The organism is Pseudomonas sp. Ant30-3 (assembly GCF_000690905.1).
Taxonomy (GTDB): Bacteria; Pseudomonadota; Gammaproteobacteria; order Pseudomonadales; family Pseudomonadaceae; genus Aquipseudomonas.
The window spans coordinates 1-11,608 of the sequence record NZ_JMCL01000041.1; the positions used below are offsets into that span (position 1 = coordinate 1).

Genomic DNA, 11,608 nt, shown 5'->3' on the forward strand with positions numbered 1-11,608 from the left:
ACAAAAAAAACCCCGCCGATGATCACTCATCGGCGGGTTTCTTCTTGCAGCTTGAAGCTAAAGGCTAACCGCTGCTCCTATCCTAGATCGCGCCACGCTGACGCAGCAGATCCAGCACTTGCTTGACGCTTTCTTCCAGCGACAGTGACTGGGTATCGATCACCAGATCGGCATTCAGCGGCACGTCGTACGGGAAGGACTCGCCCGGGATGTTATCCCCTGCGGCCGCGTACAGACCTTGCGGGTCACGTTCGGCACACACCGTCGGCGAAGCCTGCACGTAGACCGTCAGCAAGCGTTCCTTGCCGATCAGGTCCTTGGCCTGCTCACGCCCTTCGGCACTCGGCGCAACGAACGCAGCCAGTGTCAGCAGCCCCGCTTCGTTGAACTGACGCGCAACGTGCGCGGCACGACGCCAGTTCTCGGTACGCCCGGCGCGATCCTGCGGCAGACCCTTGTTGAGGTCGTGACGCAGGTTCTGGCCATCAAGCACGAATACCGCACGGCCCATGTCGAACAGTTTGCGTTCAACCGCATACGCCAGCGTGCTTTTGCCAGCGCCCGACAGGCCGCTGAACAACACGGTGGCCGGTTGCTGGCCGAAGCGTTGTGCACGCTCTTCGGTCGCCACGTGCGCCAGTTTACCGTGGTGGGTGCTGGTGCCATGCGCCAGCGGCTGAGCGATGATCATGCCGGCGGCGACGGTGCCATTGGTCAAACGGTCGATGACGATGAACGAACCGGTGGTGCGATTGCTCGCATAACCGTCCAGCGCGATGGCGGCGTCGAGGCTGATCTTGACCCGACCGATCTCGTTCAATTGCAGCGAGCTGGCCGGACCTTCTTCCAGGGTATTCACGTCGACGCGGTTGACGATACTGGTGATCGAACCCGGAACGTAACTGGTCGCGCGTTTGATGTCGTATTTCTTGCCCGGTAACATCGGCTCTTCAGCCATCCACACCAGCATGGCGTCGAAGGCGTCGGTCACTTGCGGCAGGTTGTCGGCATGCACCAACAGGTCGCCACGCGAGATGTCAATTTCGTCTTCCATGGTCAGCGTCACCGCCTGACCCGGGCCTGCGTGTTCCAGCTCACCTTCGAAGGTGACAATGGACTTCACGCGGCTGCTTTTGCCCGACGGCAGCACGACAACTTCGTCGCCCTTGTGCACGACGCCGCTTGCCAAAGTACCGGCGAAACCACGGAAGTTCAGGTTCGGACGGTTGACGTACTGCACCGGGAAACGCAAATCGGTGTAGTTGCGGTCGCTGGCGATCTCGACGGTTTCAAGAATTTCCATCAGCGATTGCCCGGTGTACCACGGCGAGCGCTCGGACTTGTTCACCACGTTGTCGCCCTTGAGCGCCGACATCGGCACGAAAGCCATGGTGGTCGGCTTGAACGCGATGCCTTCGGCGAACTTCAGATAATCAGCCTTGATCGACTCGAACACGCTTTCGTCGAAGCCGTTGAGGTCCATCTTGTTGATGGCGACCACGATGTGTTTGATGCCGAGCAACGAGGCGATGAAACTGTGGCGACGGGTCTGGGTTTGCACGCCGTAACGGGCGTCGACCAGAATGATCGCCAGGTCACAGGTGGACGCACCGGTGGCCATGTTGCGGGTGTACTGCTCATGGCCCGGGGTGTCGGCGATGATGAATTTGCGTTTGGCGGTGGAGAAATAGCGGTAAGCGACATCAATGGTGATGCCCTGCTCGCGCTCGGCCTGCAGGCCGTCGACCAGCAATGCCAGGTCGATGTCTTCGCCGGTGGTGCCGACTTTTTTCGAGTCGCGGGTGATGGCTTCCAGGTGATCTTCATAGATCATCTTGGAGTCGTGCAGCAGGCGCCCGATCAGGGTGCTCTTGCCGTCGTCGACGTTGCCACAAGTCAGAAAGCGCAGCATTTCCTTGCGTTCGTGCTGGCCCAGGTAGGCGAGGATGTCCTCGCTGATCAAATCAGATACGTGCGACATGACAACCCCTTAGAAATAACCCTGACGTTTCTTTTCTTCCATCGAGCCTGCGCCATCGTGATCGATGACCCGGCCCTGGCGTTCGGAAGTTCGCGTCAGGAGCATTTCCTGAATGATGTCGGTCAGGCTGGTGGCCTCGGACTCGACCGCACCGGTCAGCGGGTAGTCACCCAACGTACGGAAACGGACTTTCTTCTTGACGATGCGCGCCTTGTCTTCGTCGCTCAGGTGATTGAGCAGGCGTTCATCGTCGATCATGATCCAGGTGCCATTCATCTCGATGACATCGCGCTCGGCGGCGAAATACAGCGGCACAATCGGAATGCCTTCGAGGTAGATGTACTGCCAGATGTCCAGTTCGGTCCAGTTCGACAACGGGAACACACGAATGGATTCGCCCTTGTTGACGTTGCCGTTGTAGACGTTCCAGAGTTCTGGACGCTGGTTCTTCGGGTCCCAGCGGTGCTTGGTGTCGCGGAAGGAATACACGCGCTCTTTGGCGCGGGATTTTTCTTCGTCACGACGAGCACCACCGAAAGCGGCGTCGAAACCGTGCTTGTCGAGGGCCTGTTTGAGGCCTTCTGTTTTCATGATGTCGGTGTGTTTGGCACTGCCGTGGGTCAGCGGGTTGATGCCCTGCGCGACGCCATCGGGGTTCACGTGCACGATCAGGTCGAGGCCAAGCTCTTCGACCATGCGATCGCGGAACGCGTACATTTCCTTGAACTTCCACCGGGTGTCGACGTGCATCACCGGGAACGGCAGCTTGCCCGGGAAGAATGCCTTGCGCGCCAGATGCAGCATCACGGCGGAATCTTTACCGACGGAGTACAGCATCACCGGGTTATCGAACTCGGCGGCGACTTCGCGGATGATGTGGATGCTTTCCGCCTCCAGCTGTTTCAGATGCGTCAGTTTGTCGACCATGGCTACTCACGAAAACGATCTTGTGGACGGCCAGCGGGCCGTGTTCGAGCGAGGAATCCTAGCACAGCGACCTCTTCTAATCAGGGCGCCGACTAGATCGAAAGGGTATATGAATATACCCATGTGGGAGCGAGCCTGCTCGCGATGGCAGTGTGTCAGCCACACAAATGTTGGATGTGCGGCCGTCATCGCGAGCAGGCTCGCTCCCACCGTTTTGATCCTGCGTTACCGGGATATCAGCCCTCTTTAAATCGGATTCGGGCAATCAATAAAGATGTGCTCAACAGCAAAACGCCGCGCCAGGTAATCACCCAACGCCTGCACGCCGTAGCGCTCGGTCGCGTGGTGACCGGCGGCGATAAAACTGATGTCGTTCTCCCGCGCACTGTGAAACGTCTGCTCGGACGCTTCGCCGCTAAGGTACAGATCGACCCCGGCCAGCACCGCCTGATCGATGTAACCCTGACCGCCGCCCGTGCACCAGCCAACGCGGCGAATCATCGCGCTGCCTTCGATCAGCAACGGCTCGCGGCCCATGACTTCCTGCACACGCCGGGCGAAATCCCGTGGCGTCATCGGTTCGTTCAACGAGCCGACCAGGCCGACAATTTTGAGATTATCCGGATCGAGCGGGCCTTCGACCGTAATGTCGAGCTGACGCGCCAGCTGCACGTTGTTGCCGACATCCGGGTGCAGATCCAGCGGCAGGTGATAGGACAGCAGACTGATGTCGTGCTTGAGCAACGTTTTCAAGCGCCGCTGCTTCATGCCGGTTATGCACGGGTTTTCGCCTTTCCAGAAATAACCGTGATGCACCAGCACCAGATCGGCCTGCGCCTCGACGGCGGCATCGAGCAACGCCTGGCTCGCCGTCACACCGCTGACGATGCGCATTACTTGCGGCCGGCCTTCGACCTGTAACCCGTTGGGGCAATAATCGGCAATCTTTGCGCTGTTCAAGTAACGGTCGGCTTCTTCGACCAGGGTGCTCAGGGCGACGGCCATAAAAGACTCCTAAATATCCCGTTCAGAGGCGTGCGCCGCCTCGTATAATGCGCGACATTATGGGCGGTCTCATTCCGCCTGCAACCTTCCAGGACGTGCTTAATGCTCAAGGCGCTGCGTTTTTCCAGCTGGCCGCTGTTGGCCGGCGTGCTTATCGCTCTGTTGATTATCCAGCGTTACCCGGAGTGGGTCGGGCTTCCAAGCCTCGACGTCAACCTTCAGCAAGCGCCGCAAACCACCACGATGCAACAGGGCCCGGTGTCCTATGCCGACGCAGTGACCACGGCCGCGCCGTCGGTGGTCAATCTGTACACCACTAAAGTGATCAACAAGCCGAACCATCCGCTGTTCGAAGATCCGCAGTTCCGTCGTTTCTTCGGCGATAACTCGCCCAAGCAGAAACGCATGGAATCGAGCCTCGGCTCCGGCGTGATCATGAGCCCCGAAGGTTATTTGCTGACCAACAACCACGTTACCAGCGGCGCCGATCAAATCGTCGTGGCCCTGAAAGACGGCCGTGAAACCCTTGCCCGGGTGATCGGCAGCGACCCGGAAACCGACCTCGCCGTATTGAAGATCGATCTGAAAAACCTGCCGTCGATCACCGTTGGCCGCTCGGACAACATCCGCATTGGCGATGTCGCCCTGGCCATTGGTAACCCGTTCGGCGTCGGTCAGACCGTCACCATGGGCATCATCAGTGCCACCGGGCGTAATCAATTGGGCCTGAACAACTACGAAGACTTCATCCAGACCGACGCGGCGATCAACCCCGGCAACTCCGGCGGCGCACTGGTGGATGCCAACGGCAACCTGACCGGCATCAACACGGCGATCTTCTCCAAGTCCGGCGGTTCGCAAGGCATCGGCTTTGCGATCCCGGTGAAACTGGCCATGGAAGTCATGAAGTCGATCATCGAACACGGCCAGGTGATTCGCGGCTGGCTGGGCATTGAAGTGCAGCCGTTGACCCAGGAACTGGCCGAATCGTTTGGTTTGTCGGGACGACCCGGCATTGTTGTCGCGGGCATTTTCCGTGATGGCCCGGCACAGAAGGCCGGCCTGCAGCTGGGTGATGTGATTCTCGCGATTGATGGCGAACCGGCCGGCGATGGTCGTCGTTCCATGAATCAGGTAGCGCGGATCAAACCGACCGACAAAGTCACGATCCTGGTGATGCGCAACGGCAAGGAAATCAATCTGACGGCTGAAATTGGCCTGCGTCCGCCACCGGCGCCGGCACCCGTCAAGGAAAAATCCGAAGAGTAAGCTCGGCGCACTAATACAAGACATTCTCAACGGTCATGTTATATTGTTTCAATATCACTATTGGAACAACATAACATGTCGTCTCGAAAAAGGGCTTCCCTCGCAGCGCTCGCCTTCGGCCTGCTGGCAGATCCGGTCTTCGCTGAAGAATCTGCGCCCCTCGAACTGGACGCCATCAGCGTCACGTCCGACTACGAATCGCCTACCGGCCCGGTCCATGGCTACCGCGCAACGCGATCGGCCAGCGCGACCAAAACCGACACCGCCATTCGTGACATTCCGCAATCAATCAGCGTGATCCCCGCCAGTGTGCTCAAGGACCTGGGCAGCACCAGCGTCGAGCGCGCCCTGGAATTTGCCGGTGGCGTGTCGAAGCAGAACAACTTCGGCGGGCTGACCCTGTACGAATACAGCGTGCGCGGCTTCACCACTTCCGAGTTCTACAAGGACGGTTTCAGCGCCAATCGCGGCTACCCGACCACGCCGGACGCCGCCAACATCGAGCGTATCGAAGTGCTCAAAGGCCCCGCCGCCAGCCTGTACGGCCGAGGCGACCCCGGCGGCACGGTAAACATCGTCAGCAAAAAACCGCAGCCCGACGCATTCACGACGCTGCAAACCAGCGCCGGTAGCTGGGATCGCTACCGCACCGCGCTGGACGTCAACACGCCGCTGGACGAGGACGGCAATGTGCTGTCCCGCGTCAACCTCGCGGTTGAGGACAACCACAGCTTTCGCGATCACGTCGACAGTCAGCGGGTATTCGTCGCGCCCTCCTTCAGCTGGCAACTGAACCCGGACACCAGCCTGCTGGTGGAAAGCGAGTTCGTGCGCCATAGCTCGACATTTGATCGCGGCATCGTTGCGCCGAACAACACATTGAGCGGAGTCTCGCGTTCGACGTTCCTCGGCGAGCCCGATGACGGCGACATCGATAACCACAACAACATGTTGCAGGCGGCGCTGGAACATCACCTCAACGACGCCTGGAAACTGCGTCTGGCCAGCCATTACAAAGAAGGCAAACTCTGGGGTTTCGCCTCCGAAGCGCGCCCGTTGAATACCGACGGCCACACCGTCAACCGCCGTTATCGCGAGCGCGACAGCGATTGGCACGACAGCATCACGCAACTTGAATTGCGCGGCCTGTTCGACCTTGGCAGCTGGCAGCACGAACTGTTGATCGGCACGGAATACGAGAACTATCGCAAAAACGAACGGGTCACGACCATTGCCGGCAGCACCTACCCGATCGACATTTACCGGCCGGTCTACGGCCAGCCGAAACCGAACGGCGCGCGCTCGGGCAGCGATTTTTTCGAGCACGTGGAAAGTCAGGCGCTGAACCTGCAGGACCAGATTGTCTTCACCGAAAAACTGCGCGGCATGGTCGGGGCGCGCTTCGAACATTTCGAGCAAAGCATCGACGACCACACCCGTGGCGCCACCACTCGGCAAACCCACGACGCGCTGACGCAACGGGTGGGTTTGCTTTATCAACTGACGCCGCAAGTCGGCGTGTTTGCCAACGCGTCCACCTCGTTCAAACCCAATAACGGGCTCGACGCCTCTGGCAAGTCTTTCAACCCGGAGGAAGGTGTCGGCTACGAAGTCGGAATCAAGAGTGAGCTGTTCGACGAGCGTTTGAGCAGCACCCTCGCCGCTTTTCATATCGAAAAGGAAAACGTGCTGGCGCTCGATCCGGGCACGGACACCAGCCGCGCGATGGGCAAGGCGCGCAGTCAGGGTTTCGACCTGCAAGTCACCGGGCAGTTGACTGACGCGGTGCGAGTGATCGGCGCCTTCGCTTATATCGACGCGGAAGTGACCGAGGGCGACAAGGTCATTCCTGCCGGCAGCCGGATTCTCGGCGTAGCCAAACGCAGCGGCAGCCTGCTCGGGGTTTACGAATTTCAGGACGGCCACTTGCGCGGCTCGGATGTCGGCGCGGCATTCACATACGTCGGTGATCGCTCCGGTGAATCGGGCGGCGAATTCGAGCTGCCGGCCTATCACACCGTCGACCTGCTGGCGCATTACAAGGCCAGCGAGAACGTCACCGTTGGGCTCAATCTGAACAATCTTTTCGACGAGAAATACTTCGAGCGCGCTTACAGCAATTACTGGGTCAACCCCGGCGAGCCTCGCAATTTCACCGTCAGCCTGACACTCAATCTGTAAAAGGACGTCCTCATGCAATTGCTCAAACCCTTCGCGCTGCTCGGCCTGCTGATCGCTACCCAAGCGTCGGCCCATGGTCTGTGGACCGAACAACGCCGCGGCAACATTGAAGTGATCTACGGCCATGGCGCAGAAGATAACGCGTTCAAACCGATGAAAGTCAGCGGCGCCTGGGCCTATGACGGCGCCGGCCGAATGATCCCGGTGACCGTGCAGCGCTTGGTTGATCACGCCCGCCTGCAGCCGTTGAAATCGCCCGCCGTGATGGCGGTGGCGCTGGATAACGGCATGTGGTCGCAGACGGCCGACAAGAAATGGATCAATGAAGGACGCAACAAAGTGCCGGGTGCGATCGAGTCGACTCAGACCTTCAAATACAGTCTGGCGATTTACCAACCGGGGGCGAAGTTGCCAAAGCTCGATCAGATAAAACTGCTGATTCTGCCGGAGGTTGATCCGCTGGCAGTTGGACCGGGCAAGCCGTTGCCAGTACGGGTTTTACTGGATGGGAAACCGGCGGCGGGCGTCAAGTTGATCGGCGATTACCGCAGTGCGCCGGGCACGGTCAGCACCGAGACTGACGCAGACGGTCGAGCGCAGGTGTTGGTACGCAATGAAGGGCTGAATGTGATTGCAGCGCAGGTTGAGGTGCCGGTGAAGGACAGTGCTGATGTGAACAGCCGCGGGCTTTTCACTTCGTTGACCTTTCTGGGCGAACCGCATCACGAGTGATTCACAAAACCTTGTAGGAGCGTGGCTTGCCCGCGATGGCAACACCGCGGTGTACCAGGTGCACCGCGTTATCGTTCTTCGCGAGCAAGCCCGCTCCCACACTTGATATCTATCTCGAAGAAGATCCAGTGTGGGAGCGGGCTTGCTCGCGAAAGCGGTCTAAAGGTCGCCGAGGCCATCAATCAGCGCCTGATTTTGTTCAGGCGTGCCGATGCTGATCCGCAAGAACTGCGCAATCCGCTCCTGCTTGAAGTGCCGGACAATCACGCCCTGCTCGCGCAACTTCGCTGCCAAGCCCGCAGCATCATGCTGCGGATGCCGGGTAAAAATGAAGTTGGCCGCCGACGGCAGCACCTCAAAGCCCTTGGCCTGCAACTGTGAAATTACCCATTCACGGTTTTCAATCACCAACCGGCAAGTCTTGTCAAAATACTCGCGGTCTTCGAACGCCGCCGCTGCGCCGACATTGGCCATGCGATCCAGCGGGTAGGAGTTGAAGCTGTTCTTGATCCGCTCCAGCGCCTCGATCAGGTCCGGATGCCCGACCGCCAAACCGACACGCAAGCCCGCCAATGAACGTGATTTGGACAGCGTCTGCGTCACCAGCAGATTTGGATAGCGGTCAACCAGACTGATTGCCGTCTCGCCACCAAAATCGATGTAAGCCTCGTCCACCACAACCACCGAATCCGGGCTGGCTTTGAGGATTTGCTCGACGGCGTCCAGTGCCAACAGGCAACCGGTCGGCGCGTTCGGGTTGGGGAAAATAATCCCGCCGTTTGGCTTGGCATAGTCTGCCGGGTTGATCTGGAACTGCTCATCGAGCGGCACCGCGTCGAATTCGATGCCGTACAACCCGCAGTAAACCGGATAGAAGCTGTAGCTGATGTCCGGGAACAACAGTGGTTTATCGTGCTGCAACAAGCCGTGAAAAATGTGCGCCAGGACTTCGTCCGAACCGTTACCGAGGAACACTTGATTGCCCTGCACGCCGTAGTACCTGGCAACGGCTTGCTTGAGCACGTCGCTGTTTGGGTCCGGGTACAACCGCAGGTTGTCATTGAGTTCTGTCTGCATGGCCGCCAACGCTTTCGGCGATGGGCCATACGGGTTTTCGTTGGTGTTGAGCTTTACCAGTTTCGTCAGTTTCGGCTGCTCGCCGGGCACGTAAGGCACCAGATCCTTGACGAACGGGCTCCAGAATTTGCTCATATTCAGTTCCCCTTCTGCTCATCAACAATGCGGTATTCAGCACTGCGGGCGTGGGCCGTCAGCGACTCGCCACGGGCCAGCACGGAAGCGGTCTTGCCCAGTTCGGACGCGCCCTTCTCCGAGCAGAAAATGATCGACGAGCGCTTCTGGAAATCGTACACACCCAGCGGCGACGAGAAGCGCGCTGTGCCGGATGTCGGCAGCACGTGGTTCGGCCCGGCGCAGTAATCGCCCAGCGCTTCGGAAGTGTGACGGCCCATGAAGATTGCCCCGGCGTGGCGAATCTGCGGCAACCAGGCTTGCGGATCTGCGACCGACAACTCCAGGTGTTCCGGCGCGATGCGGTTGGCCACTTCGATGGCCTGTTCCATGTCGCGAACCAGGATCAATGCGCCACGGCCATTGATCGAGCTTTCAATAATTTCTGCGCGCTCCATGGTCGGCAGCAGCTTGGCGATGCTTGCCGCGACCTTATCGAGAAACTCGGCATCCGGGCTGACCAGAATCGCCTGAGCGTCTTCGTCGTGTTCGGCCTGGGAAAACAGGTCCATCGCGATCCAGTCCGGATCGGTGTGGCCATCGCAGACCACCAGAATCTCCGACGGGCCGGCAATCATATCGATGCCAACCTGGCCGAACACATGGCGCTTGGCAGTGGCGACATAAATGTTGCCCGGGCCAACCACCTTGTCGACTTTCGGCACGCTCTCGGTGCCGTAAGCCAGCGCGGCAACCGCTTGCGCGCCACCGATGGTGAACACGCGATCAACGCCGGCGATGCAGGCGGCGGCGAGCACCAGTTCGTTGAGTTCACCGCGCGGCGTCGGTACGACCATGACCACTTCAGTCACCCCGGCAACCTTGGCCGGAATCGCGTTCATCAGCACTGAAGACGGGTACGACGCTTTACCGCCCGGCACATACAGACCGGCGCGATCCAGCGGTGTGACTTTCTGGCCCAGCACCGTGCCGTCGGCCTCGGTGTAGCTCCAGGAATCCTGCTTCTGTTTTTCGTGATAGCTGCGCACCCGCGCAGCGGCTTTTTCCAGGGCTTCGCGCTGCGGTACGGTGATTCGCGTCAGCGCCAGTTCCAGGCGCTCGCGTGGCAGAATCAGGTCCGCCATGGAGGCGACGTCCAGGCCGTCGAACTGCCGGGTGTAGTCCACCAGCGCGGCATCACCACGCTCGCGAACAGCTTTGATGATGTCCAGCACTCGCTGATTGACCGAGTCATCGGACACGCTTTCCCAGCTCAACAGATGATCCAGATGATGGGCGAAATCCGGGTCAGCAGCGTTGAGTCGGCGAATTGCAGTCGGTGCGGTCATAGCGAGAGCCTCATAGGATTGGCAAAAACTCAGGCGCCCGAAGCTAACATTCGATCCGCTTGGGCACCTGAGAATTCTGGCTATGAGGCGGATAGACGGCGCGACTTGGCGTCGCGCAAGTGAATCAGCCGCGGTGTCGTGACTCCACTGCCTTGCGCAGAGTGTCGATCAACGCCTGAATACGGGCGTGCTGCATTTTCATCGAAGCTTTGTTGACGATCAGCCGGGAGCTGATGTCGGCAATGAAATCCTGAGGTTCCAGGCCGTTAGCGCGCAAGGTGTTGCCGGTGTCGACCACGTCGATGATCTTGTCCGCCAGACCGATCAGTGGCGCCAGCTCCATCGAACCATACAGTTTGATGATGTCGACCTGACGACCCTGCTCGGCGTAATAACGCTTGGCAACGTTAACGAACTTGGTCGCCACACGCAGACGGCCTTTGGGCTCGACATCACCGACGCGGCCGGCGGTCATCAGCTTGCACAGGGCAATGCGCAGGTCCAATGGCTCGTACAAACCCTGGCCACCGTATTCCATCAACACATCTTTACCGGCGACGCCGAGGTCCGCGGCACCATGCTCGACATAGGTCGGCACATCGGTGGCACGCACGATCAGCAGGCGCACGTCGGCCTGGGTCGTGGGGATGATCAGCTTGCGGCTCTTGTCCGGATTCTCGGTCGGCACGATGCCCGCTTCAGCCAGAAGCGGCAGGGTGTCGTCAAGGATGCGGCCCTTGGACAGTGCGATGGTCAACATGGGAAACGTCAGTCCTTCATCAGGCTATTGCTGTCGGGTCGCAAACGGCGCCAGACATACATCGAGGCTGCTTCAACAATGAAAGCAGCCTCGATTTGAAACAAATCAGTTAACAGCAGACACCGTACTGTGGCGAGGGAGCTTGCTCCCGCTGGACTGCGTAGCAGTCCCATTTTTTCGGGCCGCTTCGCGCCCAACGGGAGCAAGCTCCCT

The 11,608-nt window shown here is 59.5% G+C and carries 10 protein-coding genes; 3 read left to right on the forward strand and 7 right to left on the reverse strand.

Annotated elements, in window-relative coordinates; all coding sequences use genetic code 11:
• Window positions 1–82: 82 nt before the first annotated feature.
• The 3 genes from cysN to DU29_RS0111555 form a co-directional block, all read right to left on the reverse strand.
• Window positions 83–1,981, reverse strand: a complete 1,899-nt coding sequence (gene cysN / locus DU29_RS0111545) for a sulfate adenylyltransferase subunit CysN (RefSeq protein WP_028621847.1) — start codon at window positions 1,979–1,981, stop codon at window positions 83–85.
• Window positions 1,982–1,990: 9 nt separating this feature from the next.
• A complete protein-coding gene (cysD, locus tag DU29_RS0111550; RefSeq protein WP_028621848.1) occupies window positions 1,991–2,908 on the reverse strand; it encodes a sulfate adenylyltransferase subunit CysD in 918 nt (305 codons plus the stop codon).
• A 246-nt stretch (window positions 2,909–3,154) separates the two neighbouring features.
• Complete coding sequence (locus DU29_RS0111555) at window positions 3,155–3,913, reverse strand: Nif3-like dinuclear metal center hexameric protein (protein WP_028621849.1); 759 nt, start codon at window positions 3,911–3,913, stop codon at window positions 3,155–3,157.
• A 102-nt stretch (window positions 3,914–4,015) separates the two neighbouring features.
• Between DU29_RS0111555 and algW the strand changes: the two genes are divergently transcribed.
• The 3 genes from algW to DU29_RS0111570 all read left to right on the forward strand — a co-directional run bounded on the left by algW (window position 4,016) and on the right by DU29_RS0111570 (window position 8,095).
• Entirely contained in the window at window positions 4,016–5,182 is a 1,167-nt protein-coding gene (algW, locus tag DU29_RS0111560; RefSeq protein WP_028621850.1) for a Do family serine endopeptidase AlgW, read from the forward strand.
• A 75-nt stretch (window positions 5,183–5,257) separates the two neighbouring features.
• Window positions 5,258–7,363 (forward strand): TonB-dependent siderophore receptor, encoded by a 2,106-nt coding sequence (locus DU29_RS0111565; RefSeq protein WP_028621851.1) that lies wholly within the window; start codon window positions 5,258–5,260, stop codon window positions 7,361–7,363.
• A gap of 12 nt (window positions 7,364–7,375) precedes the next feature.
• Complete coding sequence (locus tag DU29_RS0111570) at window positions 7,376–8,095, forward strand: DUF4198 domain-containing protein (RefSeq protein WP_028621852.1); 720 nt, start codon at window positions 7,376–7,378, stop codon at window positions 8,093–8,095.
• A gap of 159 nt (window positions 8,096–8,254) precedes the next feature.
• Here DU29_RS0111570 and hisC read toward each other — a convergent pair whose 3' ends face one another.
• From hisC to DU29_RS1000000133230, 4 genes are all read right to left on the reverse strand, one after another.
• The gene (gene hisC, locus DU29_RS0111575; protein ID WP_028621853.1) at window positions 8,255–9,307 is read right to left on the reverse strand and encodes a histidinol-phosphate transaminase; all 1,053 of its coding nucleotides are present in this window, start codon (window positions 9,305–9,307) and stop codon (window positions 8,255–8,257) included.
• Between the two features lie 2 nt (window positions 9,308–9,309).
• Entirely contained in the window at window positions 9,310–10,635 is a 1,326-nt protein-coding gene (hisD, locus tag DU29_RS0111580) for a histidinol dehydrogenase (RefSeq protein WP_028621854.1), read from the reverse strand.
• 124 nt (window positions 10,636–10,759) lie between these two features.
• Complete coding sequence (hisG, locus tag DU29_RS0111585; protein WP_007901570.1) at window positions 10,760–11,395, reverse strand: ATP phosphoribosyltransferase; 636 nt, start codon at window positions 11,393–11,395, stop codon at window positions 10,760–10,762.
• Window positions 11,396–11,403: 8 nt separating this feature from the next.
• Window positions 11,404–11,608, reverse strand: a 205-nt coding sequence (locus DU29_RS1000000133230; RefSeq protein ID WP_236645601.1) for a hypothetical protein, incomplete at its 5' end; no start/stop codon positions are given.

Excerpts from the sequence above, each read along its gene's own strand:
- algW (WP_028621850.1), top strand. The coding sequence starts at position 4,016 with ATGCTCAAGGCGCTGCGTTTTTCCAGCTGGCCGCTGTTGGCCGGCGTG.
- DU29_RS0111565 (WP_028621851.1), top strand. The coding sequence starts at position 5,258 with ATGTCGTCTCGAAAAAGGGCTTCCCTCGCAGCGCTCGCCTTCGGCCTG.
- DU29_RS0111570 (WP_028621852.1), top strand. The coding sequence starts at position 7,376 with ATGCAATTGCTCAAACCCTTCGCGCTGCTCGGCCTGCTGATCGCTACC.
- hisD (WP_028621854.1), bottom strand. The coding sequence starts at position 10,635 with ATGACCGCACCGACTGCAATTCGCCGACTCAACGCTGCTGACCCGGAT.
- hisG (WP_007901570.1), bottom strand. The coding sequence starts at position 11,395 with ATGTTGACCATCGCACTGTCCAAGGGCCGCATCCTTGACGACACCCTG.
- DU29_RS0111555 (WP_028621849.1), bottom strand. The coding sequence starts at position 3,913 with ATGGCCGTCGCCCTGAGCACCCTGGTCGAAGAAGCCGACCGTTACTTG.
- cysD (WP_028621848.1), bottom strand. The coding sequence starts at position 2,908 with ATGGTCGACAAACTGACGCATCTGAAACAGCTGGAGGCGGAAAGCATC.
- hisC (WP_028621853.1), bottom strand. The coding sequence starts at position 9,307 with ATGAGCAAATTCTGGAGCCCGTTCGTCAAGGATCTGGTGCCTTACGTG.
- cysN (WP_028621847.1), bottom strand. The coding sequence starts at position 1,981 with ATGTCGCACGTATCTGATTTGATCAGCGAGGACATCCTCGCCTACCTG.